Origin of the sequence: Streptomyces sp. NPDC051183 (assembly GCF_040682455.1) — a bacterium.
In the GTDB taxonomy this organism is placed as follows: domain Bacteria; phylum Actinomycetota; class Actinomycetes; order Streptomycetales; family Streptomycetaceae; genus Streptomyces.
This window is the reverse complement of record NZ_JBFBBA010000026.1, coordinates 19,182-35,744: the sequence shown is the minus strand read 5'-3', so window position 1 is coordinate 35,744 and position 16,563 is coordinate 19,182. Positions and strand designations below refer to the sequence as shown.

The following is a 16,563-nucleotide window of genomic DNA, read 5'->3' as shown; positions in this document are numbered from 1 at the left end:
TCATTCCCCGCCGCGGAGTATGGAGTTGCCGGCGTGCAGGGCCGCCGCGGGCTGCGGGAGCGCCAGGTTCAGGCGCCCGCTGAGCCCGTAGAAGGCGACGGGGTTGCGCCACAGCACCAGGTCGACGGTGTCCTCGTCGAAGCCGGCCGCCAGCATGGCGTCGCCGACGCTGCGGGTCTTGAGCGGGTCGCTCCTGCCCCAGTCGGCGGCCGAGTTGACCAGGACCTTCTCCGGGCCGTACTCGCGCAGCAGCGCGACCATGCGGTCCTCGTCCATCTTGGTGTCGGGGTAGACGGAGAAGCCGAGCCAGCAGCCGGCGTCCTTGGCCTCCTTCACCGTCGTCTCGTTCAGGTGGTCGAGCACCACCCGGTCGGGTGCCAGCACCGACTCGCGCACCACGTCGACGGTGCGGCGCAGCCCCTCCAGCTTGTCCCGGTGCGGGGTGTGCACCAGCGCCGGCAGCTCGTGCTCGGCGGCCAGCTGGAGCTGGGCGGCGAGCGCGGCGTCCTCCTCGGGGGTCATCGAGTCGTAGCCGATCTCCCCGACGGCGACGACGTTGTCCTTGACGAGGTAGCGGGGCAGCTCGGCGAGGACCGGCGTACAGCGCGGGTCGTTCGCCTCCTTGGGGTTGAGCCCGATGGTGCAGTGGTGCGCGATGCCGTACTGGGCCGCGCGGAAGGGCTCCCAGCCCAGCAGCGCGTCGAAGTAGTCGTAGAAGGAGGCCGGCGAGGTGCGCGGCTGGCCCAGCCAGAACGCCGGCTCGACGAGGGCGCGCACCCCGGCCGCGTACATCGCCTCGTAGTCGTCGGTGGTGCGCGAGGACATGTGGATGTGCGGGTCGAAGATGCGCATCAGAGCGAAGCTGCCTCTCGGGTCAGGGCGAGTACGAGACGGAGGTCCCCGGGGACGGTGCGGCCCGCGGCCGTACGCTCGGCCTCCTGGCCCCGGAGCATGCGGGCGAGTTCGCCGTCGCCGGCGGCGCGGCGGGCGAGGTCGGCGACCGAGGCCACGGGCACCGAGGTGAACAGGCACTTCAGGACGGCGTGCCGCCAGGCGTGCGCGTCCAGGTGCTCGGCCGCGTACGGGCCGACCGCGGCCGCCACCAGGCGGGTGTCGTTGGTGCGCAGCGCGTCCTCGACCAGCGGCAGCCCGTCGGCGGGGGGCAGCGACAGCCGCGGCAGCGCCAGGAGCACGGCGCGCCGCTCGGCCGCGGTGCCCTGCCGGTAGAGCCGTACGACGGTGGCCGCGTCGGGGCGGGCGGCCTCCAGGAGCTGGACGCGGGCCAGGTCGGCTCCCTCGTCGGTGCCGCAGCGGCGGCCCGCCTCGGCGAAGCGCAGCTCCCACGCGGGCAGCCCGGCGGGGGAGGCTGCGCCGCGGTGCTCGCGGGCGGCGTCCAGGGCGGCGACGAGCCAGGCCCTGCCCGGGGCGGGGATCCTGGACTCCATCTGGGGGATCGTCACGGGGTGCCTCCGTCGCGCAGGAATCGCAGGGACCGGGCGGCCTGTTCGGGGCCGGCGTGGGAGTGGCGGGGCAGCTCGACGACGGTCAGCCCCCGGTAGCCGACCTCCTCCAGGGCCGCCAGCACGGGCGGGAAGTCGATCTCGCCGTCGCCGAAGGGGAGGTGTTCGTGGACCCCGCGGCGCATGTCCTCGATCTGGACGTGCCGCAGCCAGGGCGCGACGGCGCGCACGCAGTCGGCGGGCGGGCGCGGCTCCAGGCACTGGCAGTGCCCGATGTCGAGGGTGATGCCGAGGGACCGCGGGCTGCCGAGTTCGGTGCGCAGCCGGTGGAAGTCGTCGAGGGTGGCGAGCAGATGGCCCGGCTCGGGCTCGACGGCGAGCGGTACGCCGGCGCTGTCGGCCGCGTCGAGGACGGGTCCCAGGGTGTGCGCGAGCGTCTTCCACGCGGTGTCGGGGTCGGTCCCCTCGGGCCGGATGCCGCTGAAGCAGTGCACGGCGTTCGCACCGAGGTCGGCGGCGACGCGCACGGCCCGTACGAGCAGGTCCGCGCGGGCCGCCCGCTGGGCGGGGTCCGGGTCGAGGAGCGAGGGGCCGTGTTTGCGGCGCGGGTCGAGGACGTAGCGGGCGCCGGTCTCCACGGTCACGTCGAGCCCGAGCCGGTCGAGGCGGCGGGCCACGTGCCGGGTGCGGGCGGCGAGGCCGGGGGCCATCGGGTCCAGGTGCATGTGGTCGAGCGTCAGGCCGACGCCGTCGTAGCCCAGGTCGGCCAGCAGGGCGAGGGCGTCGTCCAGGCGCAGGTCGGTCAGGCCGTTGGTGCCGTAGCCCAGGCGCAGGCTCATGTGGGGCTCACCTTCCGTGCGAGGCGCCGGGCCACGGGGACGAGGCCGGCGAGGGCGAGTGCGGTCCCGGGCGACCCGGCCCGCGCGGCGAGGGCCGCCTGCAGCGGGATCATGGCCCGGATGCCGCCGCCGACGGCCCGTTGGGTGAGCGGCGGCGAGGGGTTCAGCGCGGCGTGCAGGAGCGGCCGCCCGGCAGTGGCCGCGTACATCCCGGCCATCGCGGCCCCGGCCACCGCCCGCAGGCCGCCCCGGTCGCCCGCGGCGAGCGCCCGCAGGCCGCCCCGGTCGCCCGCGGCGAGCGCCCGCAGGCCGCCCACGATCCCCCCGGCCAGCCCGCCCGCGGCGACCAGCCGCAGCCCGGCCGCCAGGGCGCCGCCGGCCGTGTCCCGCGCCGTGCCCGGCGACCGGTCGGCGCCGGGTCCCGCCGGGGCGGCTCCGGCCAGGGCCCACAGGACGTCCGCCGGGCCGCGGCCGGCCAGGGCCGCCACCGGTCCGTGCTCGGCCGGCAGCCGGGGGCGCGACGCGGCCGGCGCCACCGCGCAGAGCACGCCGGAACCGCCGCCGGTGAGCACCGCCAGCACCGCCGTGCCCGCCAGCGCGGCCAGCGCCGTCGCCGGCGCCCCGCCCTGCGTCTCGCGCCGCGACACCGCGGTGACGGCGTAGGTGTGCACGCCCAGCATCCCCGCGGAGGCGAGCGCGCGCCGCAGCCCCGCACCCGCCGCGCCGGACGCTGCCGCACCGGAGGCCGCCGCGCTGGAGGCAGCTCCGCTGGAGGCCGCCGCGCCCAGCAGCAGGTCCAGGGAGCGGGCCGCGGCCATCGCGGCCGGGCCCGCCGGAGTGTGCTTCAGCCCCAGGTCGTACGCCCACACCGTGCCCGCCAGCGCTCCCGCGACCGCCGCCGGCCGGCGCCCCGCACAGGCCGCCAGCGCCACCCCGGCGGCCGTCAGCGCGCCGGCCGCGGCCAGCGCCGCACCCGGCCGGATCCGCCCCGACGGGATCGGCCGGCCCGGACGCTCCACGGCGTCCTCCTCCCGGTCGGCCCAGTCGTTGAGCGCCATGCCCGCCGAGTACAGGCACAGCGACGAGCCGACGGCCAGCGCGGTCCGCGGGCCGGGCCGCACCCCGGCCGCCGCGGCTCCCGCGAGCGCGTCCCCCGGGACGGTGAACAGCGCGGAGATCCGCAGCAGTTCCGCCCAGGCCCCGAGCCCCTGGCGTCCCGTCACTTCGCGCCGCCCAGCCGTGCGCCGAAGGCCAGCAGGTCGTCGTACTGCCGCGACAGGGCGGCCTCGTCGCCGTCGGGGTCCTTGAAGTAGAAGCCCAGTTCCGGCCGCGGCCCGGCCAGCCCCACCTCGTGCGCCCGCGCCAGCAGCCGGGCCAGGTCCAGCACCAGCGGCGCGGCGAGCGCCGAGTCGCAGCCCTGCCAGGTCGTCTGGAGGGTCATCCGGGTGCCGAGGAACCCCTCGAAGGCGATGTGGTCCCAGGCCGTCTTCCAGTCGCCGAGCGCCGGCACGTCGTCGATGTGCGTCTCGCCCTCGGGCAGCGTGCCCAGTGCGTCCTGCAGCACCCGGGCCTTGCCCGCGTTCTTGGCGGCGGCCGCGGCCGGGTTGCCGCCGAGGGCCGCGCCGTCGCCGCCGCCCAGCAGGTTCGTACCCGACCAGGCCAGCACGCCCAGCTCGCGCTGCGCGAACATCGGCGCCAGCACCGAGCGCAGCAGCGTCTGGCCCGTCTTGCCGTCCCGTCCCGCGTACGGCAGCCCCGACGCGGCGGCCTCCGCCTCGGCCGCCGGGTGGCGCAGTCCCGCCGAGGGAGTGAAGTTGACGTACGGGCAGCCCGCCCGCAGGGCCGCCCGCGCGTAGAGGGTGCTGGCCGGCAGCCGTCCCCCGCCGAACACCGCAACCGGCTCGGTGGAGGCCACGTTGACCACGACCGTACGGGCCGTCCCGCGGCGGCGGGAGAAGTCGGCGATGTCCGCCGCGAAGGCGGCCACCAGTTCCTCGTCGGAGCGGCGGTCTCCCGCGAGCGGCCCGCCGGTGCGTATCTCCGCTTCCGCGTCGGCCAGTTCGCGGTGGACCGCCGACGCCAGCCCGTACGGCAGCACCCCGCCCCCGGACAGTTCCTCGGCCCGCTTGGGCAGCGACCCGGCGGCCACGTCGTGCCCGCCGAAGACCAGCGAGCCCAGCGGCGGCACCCCGCTGCCGGCGAACGCGGCGCTCTCGGTGACCAGTCCGGCCGCCGGCCACAGCCCGGCGGCCAGCGCGGCGCCGCCCGCGACCACCGTGGTGGCCACGGAGCCGCGCGCACCGATCAGCCACACTCCGGTCGTGGGACCGGGAGCGGCCGCGGGCGGATCGGCGGCGGGGCCGGCGGCGAGGGCGGTTTCGGTGTCGGTGTCGGTGGGATGCGGCATGGCCGGCCTCCAGAGCACATCGGCGCTTGTCGTCCGCAGGTCCTGGCTGGAATTGAATTGGACCTGCGGGACAAAAACGTAGCTCCGGGCTCTTGAGCCCACATCGAAAGCGGCGCGTTCTCAAGCCGACGTCGAGACCGGCCCGAGCCGGTCTCGTGCGGCCGGCCCCACTCTGTCGTCCAGGATTCCAGGATCGATTGCCGGCCCTCCGGAGGAGACTCATGCCCGCATTGCCGCCCCCGCGCGTCGTCCGCACCGTAGAAGGGGTGCGGTCGGGTCTTCAGCGACTGACCCGGAAGCTCGCGCCCGCGCCGTTCGCCCTGCTCGAACTCGCCCAGGGCTCGATGGTCACCCAGGCCATCTACGCCGCCGCCGAACTGAACGTCGCCGACGCGCTGGCCGACGGCCCGCTGACCGTCGACGAGCTCGCCGTCCGCGTCGAGGCCCACCCCGAGTCCCTCTACCGGCTGCTGCGCCTGCTCGCCAGCTACTCGATATTCACCGAGCAGAAGGACGGCCGCTTCGCCCTCACCCCGATGGGCAGCGCGCTGCGCTCGGACGTCGAGATGTCCATGCGCGACACCGCGCTGCTGATGGGCCACCCCACCCACTGGGAGGACTGGGCCTTCCTCGTGGACTCCGTCCGCACCGGCGAGGCCAGCCTGCCCAAGCACCGCGGGATGGGCGCCTTCGAGTACCTGGAGTTCGACAAGGAGTACGGCGAGGTCTTCACCAACGGCATGGGCGGCATGTCCGTGACCGAGACGCTCCCGATCGTCTCCGCCTACGACTTCTCGCGCTACGCCACCATCGTCGACTTCTGCGGCGGCCAGGGCGGTCTGCTGGCCGGCATCCTGGAGCGCGCGAAGAACAGCCGCGGCATCCTGGTCGACCCCCGCATCGAGACCAACGGGGCCCACGAGTTCCTCGCCGACGCCGGGGTCGCCGACCGCGTCACCGTCGAGAACCGCGGACTGTTCGACGTCCCGCCGTCCGGCGGCGACGCGTACATCCTCAAGCACATCGTCCACGACTGGCCCGAGCACCAGGCACTGGAGATCCTGCGCAACGTCCGCGAGGCGATCAGCGCCGACGGGCGGATCCTGCTCATGGAGATGGTGCCCACCCCGGGCAACTCGGCGCACTCCGCCAAGCTGATCGACCTGTGGCTGATGCTGCTGGTCGGCGGCAAGGAGCGCACCGAGGAGCAGTACCGGGAGCTGCTGGCCACCGCCGGATTCGAGCTCACCGGCGTCCACCAGACCGCCGCGGCCATCTCCATCATCGAGGCGCGGCCCGTCTGACCGGGCGGCTCACACCTCCGCCACCCACCACCGCCACCGCGCGGCGGCCCTCAGGGCCGCCGCGCACTCTCGTGCGCCCACCCGCCGCCCGGCCCCGTCGGCCCGGTGGCCCCGGTGACACCCACCGGCCCGGCCGCACCCGCCGCACCCGTGATGCCGGCCGCACCCGCCGCGCCCTTCGGTCCGGCGGAGGGCGCCGTCCGGTTGCGGACGCTGCGCGCGGCGGCGGCCGCGGCCACCAGGGCCGCCGCCACCGAGGCGAAGCCGCCGAGGAACAGCCCCGAGCGGGCGCCCGCGTGTTCGGCGAGCGCGCCGACCAGCAGGCTGCCGAGCGGCGTACTGCCCTGGAGGATCAGCGTGTACAGGGCCATCACGCGCCCCCGGTACGCGGGATCGCTGCCCAGCTGGATGCGGTGGTTGGCCGCCTGCGCGAAGTACAGCGCGGCGAAGCCCGTCACGAACAGCAGCACCAGCGCCGAGTTGAAGTTCGGCGCCAGGCCGGCGGCGATCTCCGCCACGCCGAGCCCCAGCGCCGCCAGGATGACCGTACGGGCCGAGGGGCGGCTGCGCCGGGAGGTGGTGACCAGCGCGGACAGCAGCGCGCCGCCCGCGTACGCCGTGGTCATCAGCCCGAAGGAGTTCACCCCGGCGTCGAACACGGTCTTGGCGAGCAGCGGCAGCAGCAGCTGGAAGTTGAGCGAGAACAGCCCGATCGCGCCGACCAGCAGCACCGGCATCGACAGGTCGGGGCGCTCGCGCACGTAGCGCAGCCCGTCCGAGACCTTCACGGGCCCGGCCGCCCGCTCCCCGCGCAGCAGTTCCCCGGGCCGCATCATCCGCAGCGCGGCCACGGTCGCCAGATAGGTGGCCGCGTTGACCACCATCACCCAGCCGGTGCCGAGCAGCGTGATGAGCAGACCGGCCAGCGCCGGCCCGGCCACCCGGGCGATGTTGAAGTACGCCCCGCTGAGCGCGGACGCGTTGGGCAGCAGCTCGGGGCCGACCAGCTCGCTGACGAAGGCCATCCGGGTCGGGATCTCGACGGCGTTGACCATGCCGAGGCCGAAGGCGCACACCCAGATGTGCCACAGCTGTACGGAGCCGGCGAGCGCGAGCACGGCCAGGACCAGGGCCAGCGCCCCGGAGGCCAGGTTGGCGACGGTCAGCAGCATCCGCTTGTCGTGGCGGTCGGCGAGCCGGCCCCCGTACAGCGTGAGCAGCAGCGGGGTGAACTGCAGCGCGGTGACCACGCCCAGGGCGGTGCCCGAGCCGCCGGTCAGGCCCAGGACCAGCCAGTCCTGGGCCACGACCATCATCCAGGTGCCGGCGGCGGAGACCACCTGGCCGCCGGCGAACAGGCGGAAGTTGCGTACGGACAGCGAGCGGAACGCGTGCGCGATGCGGCTGTGGCTCATGGGCGGGCGGTCACGCCCCGCGCCCGGTCCGGGTCACGCAGTCCTCCAGGAAGGCCAGGGCCCGCAGGTGGTACGAGCGGGCCGCCCAGCCGAGGCTGATGTTGTGCCCGGCGTCGGGCTGCCGGTCGATCTGGACCCGGGGCGCGGCCGTCAGCCGGCTCGCCAGGTCGGCGAGGTCCTGCTCGCCGTGGTGCCACCACGCCTCGTGCTCGGCGAAGGTCAGCCGGATCGGGACCCGGATGCGCGGGGCCAGCGAGGCGAACAGCTCGGTCCAGTGGCCGAGTTCGCCCTGCTCGCGCGGCGGCATCGGGGCCACGACCTTCGAGCTGTGGCGGAAGGTCCGCGGCGGGTAGAGGCGCAGCGGACCCCACTGGCGCCGGTTGTCCTTGAGCCCCTCCACCGGGTCGCCCGGGGCGAAGCGGTGGCCGCAGCCGGAGATGTCCAGGCCCAGCAGCCCGTCCGCCCCGGTCAGCCCGGCGGCGGTGGACATGACCAGCTTGCCGCCGTAGGAGTGGGCGAGCAGGAACAGGCCCGCCCCCGCGGGGTAGCGGGAGGTGAAATCGGCGAGGGCCGCACGCAGCAGCACCGCCTGCCCGGCGAGCGCGAGCCCGTCGGGGAACAGTGCGGCGGAGTCCCCGTACCCGGGCCGGTCCACGGCGAGGACGGTGTAGCCCAGGCTCGCCCCGAGGGTGAGCAGGGAGGTCTCCGGGTGGGCCTGGCCGTCGAAGTAGCCGGCGTTCATCCCGCCGCCGTGCACGGCGATCACCGTGGCCCGGGGCTCGATGTGTTCGGGCATGCTGAGCAGCGCGGACAGGGTCACTCCCGCCGCGTCCAGGGTGATCCGGCGCACGCCGGGGGAGAGGCCCTCGGCTGTGGCCGGGACCGTCACTGTGGTGTCCATCGGTTACCCCCGTGGTGCGCCGGCCGCCGGGCCCGCGGTGCGGGCCCGGCGGCGTGGTCAGTGCGCTGCGCCGAACCAGCGGCTCAGGGCGTGGTCGAGTTCCTCGGCGCTGTCCCCGGCCCAGGCGACGTGCCCGTCGGGACGGATGAGCAGTGCCGCCGTGCCGTGCAGCGGATCGTCGCCGTCGACCGGCTTGGCCGTGGCGGTGGTGATGCTGATCTGGTGGCCCCGGCCGGCCGCGGCCGCGCGCAGCGCGGGGCTGTCGGCGAGGTCGAGGAGGACGGGCCGGCCGCTGTGCAGCAGCCGGGTGGTGGTGGTCTCCGCGCCCTCGGCGGTGATGAGGGAGCGCTGCGGCATCCGGGCGCCCTGGAGCGGGTGGCCGCCCTCGCCGAAGTCGTAGGCGATGTCGAGGCCGGAGACGATGCCGGCCAGGTGGCGCTTGACGTCGTCGTAGCCGATGAGCTCGGCGAACAGCGCCCGCAGCGGGTCGGATTCGGCGCCGCCGAGGAACACCGTGCCCTGGGCGCTGGTGTTCATCAGCAGCCGCTCGCCGACCGGGTGCCGCTCGCCGTGGTACGTGTCGAGCAGGTCCTCGGGGGCGCCGCCCGCGACGACCGCGGCCAGCTTCCAGCCCAGGTTGGCGGCGTCCTGCACACCGGTGCTCAGCCCCTGGCCGCCGGCCGGGAGATGGATGTGCGCCGCGTCCCCGACGAGCAGGACCCGGCCGCGCCGGTAGTCGGTGGCCAGGCGGGCGGCGTCGGTGAAGTAGCTGACCCACTCCGCCCCGCCGGACCGGATGTCCTCGCCCGTGATGTGCTCCCAGGCGTCCGCGACCTCGGCGAAGGTCACCGGCTGGGCGTCGCGCCCGCGCGCCGGGACCCCGTCGGGGCAGACGATGATGCGGTCCACGCCCGGGGCCAGCGGCGCGGCCATGACCATGCCGTTGGGCTGGCGTTCGCCGAGGAACCGCGGGCGCAGCGAGCAGCCGGTGACGTCGGCGAGGAACATCGCGCGGGTGGCCGCGCTGCCGGGGAAACCTATCCCGGCCGCCTTGCGGACACTGCTCTGCCCGCCGTCGCAGCCCACCAGGTAGGAGGCCCGCAGCTGCTGCACCCCGTCCGGGGTGGACACGGTGATCTCGACGCCGTCGCCGTCCAGGAAGCCCTCGGACAGGTCCAGGAAGTCCCAGCCGCGCCGGATGTCCGCGCCCAGTTCGGTGGCCCAGTCCTCCAGCACGCCCTCGGTGATGTTCTGCGGGATGCCGCGGGCCCCGAAGTGGGCGCCGGGCAGCACCGTGTAGTCGAACTGCACCCCGCCGAAGTGGCCCAGCGGGCTGGTCTCCAGCGTCTCGCCCTGGCCGAACCGCGGGAGCAGCCCCCGCTGGTCGAACACCTCCATGGCACGGGCGGTGAAGCCGAGGCCCCGGGACTGGCCGGTGGGCTGGTTGAGGCGCTCGGTGACGATGACGCTCGCCCCGCCCAGGCGCAGCTCGCCGGCGAGCATCAGCCCGGTCGGGCCGGCGCCGACGATGATGACGTCCGCGTCCACGGCAGTCCCTTCCATGGTGGTCCTCTTCTCTGGCTTCTCGGTTGAGTCTTCAGGGCGCGGGGCCCGGTTCAGCGCGCCGCGCCGAACCAGCGCTCCAGGGCAGTCCGCAGTCCGCCGCCCGGGCCCGCCGGGCCGGCCCAGACCACATGGCCGTCCGGGCGTACGAGGACGCAGGCGGCCCCGTCCAGCGGTCCGCCCGGCTCGGCGGGACGGGCCACGGTGACCGCGACCCGGTCGGCCCAGGCCCCGCGCAGCGCGGCCGGCACCTCACCGCCGCCCAGGTCCAGCAGCAGGCCGCGGCCGGTGCGCAGCAGTTCGGCGGTGGTGAGCGGGCCCTCGGCGGACACCAGCCGCAGCAGCGGCAGCCGGGCGCCGAGCAGCGGATGGCGGTCCGCGTCACCGCCCACGTCGTAGCGGACGTCGAGCCCGCTGATCATTCCGGCCAGGTGGGCCCGTACCGGTTCGAGGCCCATCAGCTCGGTCAGCACCGACCGCAGCGGCTCCACCTCCGGGCCGCCGAGCAGCAGCCCGGCCTGCGCCTCGATGTTGGCCAGCACCCGCCGGCCGACCGCGTGCCGCTCGGTGTGGTAGCTGTCCAGCAGCCCCTCGGGGGCCCGGCCGGTGACCTCGGCGGCCAGTTTCCAGCCCAGGTTGAAGGCGTCCTGCACGCCCAGGTTCAGGGCCTGCCCGCCGATGGGCATCTGCTTGTGCGCCGCGTCGCCCGCGAACAGCACGCGGCCGTGGCGGTAGCTCTCCAGCTGGCGGCTGGCGTCCCCGAAGGCGTTGACCCACAGCGGGGTTCCCCCGCTGATGTCCTCCCCGGTGACCCGCTTCCAGACGTCGGCGACCTCCACGAACTCGGCGTCCCGGGTACGGGGCCGCGCGGTGGAGCCGAACTCGTGCACCATCACCCGGGTCACCCCGTCCGGCCGGCGCGCGGCGATGGCCAGGCCGTGCTCCAGCCGCTCGAAGCGCCGGTTGGGGACCTCGATGCCCGCGACGTCGGCGCGGATCAGCTCCCGGCCCGCGTCGTGGCCGGGGAAGGCCGCGCCGACGAGCCGGCGCACCGTGCTGTCCTCGCCGTCACAGGCCACGAGGTAGCGGGCCCTCACCCGTACCGCGGTGCCGTCACGGCGCACGGCCTGCGCCTCGACGTACTCGGTGTCCGAGCCGTCCTCGCCGCCGGACAGCGCGAGCAGCTCGTGCCCGCACCGGATGTCGACGCCGAGGAACAGCGCCCACTCCTCCAGCAGCGCCTCGGTCCTGGTCTGCAGGACCTTCCACTGGCCCGGGTAGGGCCCGGGCAGCGTCAGGTCCAGGGGGATGCCGCCGAAGTGGCCGCGCGGCTCGTTCGGCGGGCTGCCGAACTCCTCGATCTGGCCGCGGATGTCGAGGATCTCCATGGTGCGGGCGTGCAGCGTGGAGGCCCTCGACTCCCTGCTGGCCGCGTGCCGCCGCTCCAGCACGACCACGTCGGCGCCGCCGAGGCGCAGCTCCGCGGCGAGCATCAGCCCGACCGGGCCGGCCCCGACGACAACGACCTGGGTGTCCAGCAGGTCCGCCATGGTCAGCTCTTCTGCTCGGCGTAGGCCTTGGCGTGGTTGAGCGTCGCCGTGCTGTTGGTGCTCAGCGCGGTGTGCACGTACTCGCGGGCGTCCGCCACCGTGGCTTCGTCGCCGAGGATCCTGGCGATGTTGGCCGTGTTGAGGGTGACCGTGTGCTGCGAGGAGGCGGCGGTGACGCCGTCCTTCTCCACGAAGGTCCACTCACCGGTGTGCAGGGTCATCAGCGCGGGCAGCGTGACCTGCTTGTAGGCGATCTTGTGGTCGGGGAAGACGACCCGGTACGACTTGGTGGTGTGCACCGAGCCGTCCTTGGCGCGGGTGTCCATCTCCAGCGTCTGCAGGCCCGGGACGTCCTCGGTGAGCCGTACGACGGCCACGTGCGGCAGGCGCTCGGCCCACCGGTCGGCCTCGTTGATGAAGTCGAAGGCGTCCTTCGCCGACCCGTTGATCTCCACGGTGTCGGTGAAGGAGAAGGTCAGGTCCTCGGCCGCGTGGGCCGCTTCGACGTTCTCCTTGAGGGCGGCCAGCTCGGAGGTGCTGTTCTTGTCCACCGCCCGCTCGATCCACAGCAGGTCGTGCGGGTCGTCGCCGATCGCGCTGTAGTCGTGCAGCAGCCGCACCCGGGTCTCGGACTCGCCGAGGGGCTCCAGGATCCAGGTCCCGCCCATGGCGGCCACCGGCGGCGCCGGGATCTCCTGGCGGAAGGTGATGCGCAGGCCCTCGGGGTCGAGGGTGCGGCGCGAGGTCCAGTTCTTGGCGTCGCCGTTGGCGGTGGCCCAGATCCGGATCCGCTCCTCGGATCCCTCGGCCTCCACCCGGTCGACGTGGATGGTGGGCGGGAAGATCCGCGGCCAGTTGGTCACCTCGGCCAGCAGCCGGTAGACGGCACCGGCCGGGGCGCTGATGGTGATCTCGTGCTCAACCTCACGGGTCGTCATCTTCGATTCCTTAAGGTTCTTCGGTCAGGGCCTCCGGGCCCGCGTGCCCGGAGGCCCTGGGAGGGGTCCGCGAATGTGCCCGCCTGGCGGCGGATCAGAAGTTGCCGAGCCCGCCGCAGACGTTGAGCGCCTGCGCGGTGATCGAGGCCGCCGTGTCCGAGGCCAGGTAGCCGACCAGGCCGGCGACCTCCTGCGGCGTGGAGTAGCGCCCGAGCGGGATCTTCGACTGGAACTTCTCGAGGATGGCGTCCTCGGAGGTGTCGTAGGCGGCCGCGTAGCCCTGGCGCACCTTCGCCGCCATCGGCGTCTCGACGTACCCCGGGCAGACGGCGTTGACCGTGATGCCGGTGGGGGCGAGCTCGTTGCCGAGCGCCTTGGTGAAGCCGACCACCCCGTGCTTGGAGGCCGAGTACGGGGCGCCGAGGACGACGCCCTGCTTGCCGGCGGTGGAGGCGATGGAGATGATCCGGCCGCGGCTCTTGTGCCGCATCCCGCCGGTGGTCAGCACCTCGCGGGTCAGCCGGAAGACGCTGTTGAGGTTCGTCTCGATGACGTCGTTCCACAGCTCGTCCGCGATGTCCGCGGTCACACCGCCGCCGGACCGGCCGGCGTTGTTGACCAGGACGTCGACCGTCCCGAAGCGGTCCACCGCGGCCTGGACGAACGCCGTCACCGACGCCCCGTCACGGACGTCGAGGACGCCGCCGTCCACCTCCAGGCCCTCGTCCTGGAGCTCCTTGACCGTGGCGGCCACGTTCTCGGCGCTGCGCGCGCCGATGAACACCCGGTGCCCCTGCTGAGCCAGCAGCCGGGCCGACTCCAGCCCGATCCCGCTCGTCGCGCCCGAAACCAGCGCGACCCGTGCCGTCGTGTTCTGCGTCATCGTGAAATCAGCCCCTTCACGCGGCCACGGCGGAGGAGGAGTCGATCAGCGCGTTGACGACGTCTATCAGCGCACGCGGGGTGAGGGTGTCGTCCACCGCCTCCTCGTCGAGCGAGATGTCGTACTCGCGCTCGATGAGGCTGCCCGCCTCCAGGAGCGCGAGGGACTCGTACTGGAGCGTGGCGAACGTGGTGTCCAGGATGTCGCCTTCGAGGTCGACGCCCTCCGCCACACCCGCGGCATCGATGATGATGCGCTTGAGATCCTCGAGGGTGAAAGACTTGCTGGCCATGTCGTTCCCTTCATCGGTACGGCATGCCGCTACGGCATGCCCAAGCGGTGGTGAGCGGCTAGACGGCGCGGACGACCATCGCGGAGTTGAAGCCGCCGTGGCCCCGGGCCAGCACCAGCGCGGTGCGTACGGAGGCCGGGCGCGGCTGGTCCAGGACGAGGTCGAGCTCGTATTCGGCACACGGGTCGACGTTGATGGTCGGCGGGATGACCCCGTCGCGCATCGCCAGGAAGGCCGCCGCCAGGTCGAGCGGGGCCGCGCCCGCGTACAGGCGGCCCGTCATCGTCTTGGGAAGGGTGACCGGCACCGCCCGGGCGCCGAACACCGCGTTGATCGCGTCGGCCTCGGTACGGTCCAGGCGCGGGTCCGCGGCTCCGTCGGCGAAGACCACGTCCACCTCGCCCGGCGCCGCGCCGGCGTCGGCGAGCGCCGTCTCGATGGCCTTGCGCAGGGCCGGACCGCGGTCGCTGCCGGGCTTCGGGTCGATGGTCGCCCCGTACCCGGAGATCTCGCCGTAGACCTCGGCGCCGCGCTCGCGGGCCGACTCGGCGGACTCCATGATCAGGATCGCGCCGCCCTCGCCCGGAACGAAGCCCTGGGAGTCGCGGCCGAACGGCACGTACGCCTGGCCGGGCTCCTCCGAGGTGCTCAGCCGGCCGCTGGCCAGCTGCGCCACCCAGCCCCACTGGCAGATCGAGGCGTCGATGGCACCGGAGACGATGATGCGGGTGCCCTTGCGGATCTGCCGGCGGGCCTGCGCCACGGCGTCGAGGCCGCCCGCCTGGTCGCTGACGACGACCCCGGCCGGGCCCTTCATGCCGTTGCGGATCGAGATCTGGCCGCTGTTGACGGCGTAGAACCAGGCGAAGGACTGGTACGCCGACACGTACTGGCTGCCCTTGGCCCACAGCCGCTGGAGCTCGCCCTGGCCGAACTCGAAGCCGCCGGCCGCACTCGCGGTCACGACGCCCATGTCGAAGCCCTCGAGCTCCGCGGGCCGTATCCCCGCGTCCTCCAGCGCCCAGTCCGCGGCGACGAGCGCGAGCCGCGTCACCCGGTCCGTCTGCGGGAGCAGCCGGCTCGGCAGCGCGTCGTCCGCGGCCGTGCCGGGGATCTGCCCGGCCAGCTTGGCCGGGTAGTCGGAGGGGTCGAAGCGGGTGATCCGCCCGATGCCGCTCTTGCCGGCCAGAGTGGCCGACCAGTAGTCCTCTGCGCCCAGCCCGTTGGGGGCTGCCACACCGAGGCCGGTCACGACGACCGAGGCGCTCATACGAGGCTCCTCTCGGGATTGGCCAGCACCATGGCGCTCTGGAAGCCGCCGAAGCCGCTGCCCACGGTCAGGACCGCGTCGGTCAGCTGCTCGCGCGCGGTGAGGGGGACGTAGTCGAGGTCGCACTCCGGGTCCGGAGTGTGCAGGTTGGCCGTCGGCGGGACCACGTTGTGCTCCATGGCCAGCGCCGAGGCCGCGATCTCGATGGAGCCGATGGCGCCCAGCGAGTGCCCCACCATCGACTTGATGGAGCTGACCGGCGTGCGGTACGCGTGCTCGCCCAGGCTCCGCTTGAACGCCGCCGTCTCGTGGCGGTCGTTCTGCTTGGTGCCGCTGCCGTGCGCGTTGATGTAGTCGATCTCGTCGCCGTTCATCCGCGCCTCGTCGAGGGCCAGGCGGATCGCCTCGGCCATCTCCACGCCGTCCGGACGCAGTCCGGTCATGTGGTAGGCGTTGCTGCGGGACGAGTAGCCGGCGATCTCGGCGTAGATGTGCGCGCCGCGCCGCTGCGCGCTCTCCAGCTCCTCCAGGACGAAGAAGGCCGCGCCCTCGCCGAGGACGAACCCGTTGCGCGTGCCGTCGAAGGGCCGCGAGGCGTGCTCCGGGTCGTCGTAGCGCGGGGTCGTGGCCTTGATCGCGTCGAAACAGGCCATGGTGATCGGGGAGATCGGGGCGTCCGAGGAACCGGCGATCATGACGTCGGCGGTGCCCTCGCGCAGCAGCTCCACCGCGTACCCGACGGAGTCGATGCCGGAGGTGCAGCCGGTGGAGACCACCGTGCTGGCGCCCTCCGCGCCGATGCCCCAGGCGACCTCGGCCGCGAACGAGCTCGGCACCATGTGGTTGTACAGGTGCGGGGAGGCGTAGCGGTGGTCGACGTTGTCGAGCCGGCCGCCGTCGCTGACGACCCGGTACTCCTCGTCGAGCGCCATCGTGGCGCCGACCGCGCTGCCCACCGTCACGCCGACCCGGTAGGGGTCGAGCGAGGAGATGTCCAGCCCGCTGTCGGCGACCGCGCCGCGCGAGGCGACGACCGCGAACTGCCCGGCGCGGTCCATGCGCCGGACCTCCTGCGGGGACAGGCCGTGGGCGTACGGGTCGAAGTCGACCTCGGCGGCCACCCGCGAGCGGAACGGCGCCGGGTCGAAGAAGGTGATGCCGCGCGTGGCCGTACGGCCGTCGCTCAGCAGGTTCCAGAAGTTCTCACGGCCGACACCTCCGGGCGCGAGCACCTCCATGCCGGTGATGACGACGCGTCGCCCGGTCACGCCCGTCCCTCCCAGTTGTAGAAGCGGGTGGCCATCGCGTCCGCGGGGGAGCGCCACGTCTTCGGGTCGTAGGCCTCGATGAACGGCTTGAGGTCCTCGCTGATCCCGATGAAGCGCGGGTCGCTCTTGGCGCCCTCGATGAGCTCGCCGCCGTTGTCGGTGTCGAAGTCCTGGAGGTGGAAGTACAGGCCCCGGTACGAGAACAGCTGGCGCCGTCGCGTTCCCATCAGGTGGGGCATCTCCGTCGCGTCGAAATCGGCGAACAGCCGGGCCACGTCCGCACTTGATCCGGGGTCCATCCGGGCGACGATCAGCGTGCTGTGCATACGGTTCGCTCCTCAGAAGTTGCGGTTGTTGCGGTACTCCCCGGCGGCCGCTCCCGCGTCGTCCCGGGCGGGGGGCGGGTGCCGGCGGAAGGCGCTTCGAGGAGCGCCCGGGAACGCCCGGCTCCCGGAGGGGAGCCGGGCGTTCCG

The 16,563-nt window shown here is 74.1% G+C and carries 16 protein-coding genes; 1 reads left to right on the top strand and 15 read right to left on the bottom strand.

The features are described from left to right. From AB0M99_RS22825 to AB0M99_RS22805, 5 genes are read right to left on the bottom strand one after another with little or no spacing between them, the layout of a single operon-like run. Complete coding sequence (locus AB0M99_RS22825) at positions 1-852, bottom strand: TatD family hydrolase (RefSeq protein ID WP_365923190.1); 852 nt, start codon at positions 850-852, stop codon at positions 1-3. Continuing rightward, entirely contained in the window at positions 852-1,460 is a 609-nt protein-coding gene (locus tag AB0M99_RS22820) for an EboA domain-containing protein (RefSeq protein WP_365923188.1), read from the bottom strand. The genes AB0M99_RS22825 and AB0M99_RS22820 overlap by 1 nt, the downstream gene beginning before the upstream one ends. Continuing rightward, positions 1,457-2,299 carry a sugar phosphate isomerase/epimerase family protein gene (locus AB0M99_RS22815; RefSeq protein WP_365923186.1) on the bottom strand — a complete coding sequence of 281 codons (843 nt, stop codon included), beginning with the start codon at positions 2,297-2,299 and terminating at the stop codon, positions 1,457-1,459. The genes AB0M99_RS22820 and AB0M99_RS22815 overlap by 4 nt, the downstream gene beginning before the upstream one ends. Then, positions 2,296-3,522 (bottom strand): SCO3242 family prenyltransferase, encoded by a 1,227-nt coding sequence (locus AB0M99_RS22810; RefSeq protein ID WP_365923184.1) that lies wholly within the window; start codon positions 3,520-3,522, stop codon positions 2,296-2,298. Before AB0M99_RS22810 ends, AB0M99_RS22815 begins: the two co-directional genes overlap by 4 nt. Then, entirely contained in the window at positions 3,519-4,706 is a 1,188-nt protein-coding gene (locus tag AB0M99_RS22805) for an inositol-3-phosphate synthase (RefSeq protein ID WP_365923182.1), read from the bottom strand. The genes AB0M99_RS22810 and AB0M99_RS22805 overlap by 4 nt, the downstream gene beginning before the upstream one ends. Before the next feature lie 221 nt (positions 4,707-4,927). Here AB0M99_RS22805 and AB0M99_RS22800 point away from each other — a divergent pair, with 221 nt between their 5' ends. Beyond that, positions 4,928-6,010, top strand: coding sequence for a methyltransferase (locus tag AB0M99_RS22800; RefSeq protein ID WP_365923180.1), 1,083 nt, complete (start codon positions 4,928-4,930; stop codon positions 6,008-6,010). A gap of 50 nt (positions 6,011-6,060) precedes the next feature. On the opposite strand, the gene AB0M99_RS22795 is transcribed toward AB0M99_RS22800, so the two are convergent. The 10 genes from AB0M99_RS22795 to AB0M99_RS22750 form a co-directional block, all read right to left on the bottom strand. Further along, positions 6,061-7,425 carry an MFS transporter gene (locus AB0M99_RS22795; RefSeq protein WP_365923178.1) on the bottom strand — a complete coding sequence of 455 codons (1,365 nt, stop codon included), beginning with the start codon at positions 7,423-7,425 and terminating at the stop codon, positions 6,061-6,063. Positions 7,426-7,435: 10 nt separating this feature from the next. Beyond that, positions 7,436-8,326, bottom strand: a complete 891-nt coding sequence (locus AB0M99_RS22790) for an alpha/beta fold hydrolase (RefSeq protein ID WP_365923176.1) — start codon at positions 8,324-8,326, stop codon at positions 7,436-7,438. A gap of 57 nt (positions 8,327-8,383) precedes the next feature. Then, the gene (locus AB0M99_RS22785) at positions 8,384-9,889 is read right to left on the bottom strand and encodes an FAD-dependent monooxygenase (RefSeq protein WP_365923174.1); all 1,506 of its coding nucleotides are present in this window, start codon (positions 9,887-9,889) and stop codon (positions 8,384-8,386) included. Positions 9,890-9,942: 53 nt separating this feature from the next. Then, on the bottom strand, positions 9,943-11,439 hold the full coding sequence (locus AB0M99_RS22780) for an FAD-dependent oxidoreductase (protein WP_365923172.1): 1,497 nt from the start codon (positions 11,437-11,439) through the stop codon (positions 9,943-9,945). 2 nt (positions 11,440-11,441) lie between these two features. Further along, positions 11,442-12,377: an aromatase/cyclase gene (locus tag AB0M99_RS22775; RefSeq protein ID WP_365923170.1), complete on the bottom strand. Its 936-nt coding sequence runs from the start codon at positions 12,375-12,377 to the stop codon at positions 11,442-11,444. Positions 12,378-12,471: 94 nt separating this feature from the next. Continuing rightward, complete coding sequence (gene fabG, locus AB0M99_RS22770; protein ID WP_365923168.1) at positions 12,472-13,260, bottom strand: 3-oxoacyl-ACP reductase FabG; 789 nt, start codon at positions 13,258-13,260, stop codon at positions 12,472-12,474. A gap of 16 nt (positions 13,261-13,276) precedes the next feature. Next, entirely contained in the window at positions 13,277-13,552 is a 276-nt protein-coding gene (locus tag AB0M99_RS22765) for a phosphopantetheine-binding protein (protein ID WP_365923166.1), read from the bottom strand. Between the two features lie 58 nt (positions 13,553-13,610). After that, positions 13,611-14,822 (bottom strand): ketosynthase chain-length factor, encoded by a 1,212-nt coding sequence (locus AB0M99_RS22760; protein ID WP_365923164.1) that lies wholly within the window; start codon positions 14,820-14,822, stop codon positions 13,611-13,613. Beyond that, on the bottom strand, positions 14,819-16,090 hold the full coding sequence (locus AB0M99_RS22755; protein ID WP_365923162.1) for a beta-ketoacyl-[acyl-carrier-protein] synthase family protein: 1,272 nt from the start codon (positions 16,088-16,090) through the stop codon (positions 14,819-14,821). Before AB0M99_RS22755 ends, AB0M99_RS22760 begins: the two co-directional genes overlap by 4 nt. Continuing rightward, positions 16,087-16,416 carry a TcmI family type II polyketide cyclase gene (locus AB0M99_RS22750; protein WP_365923160.1) on the bottom strand — a complete coding sequence of 110 codons (330 nt, stop codon included), beginning with the start codon at positions 16,414-16,416 and terminating at the stop codon, positions 16,087-16,089. Before AB0M99_RS22750 ends, AB0M99_RS22755 begins: the two co-directional genes overlap by 4 nt. Positions 16,417-16,563: the final 147 nt, after the last annotated feature.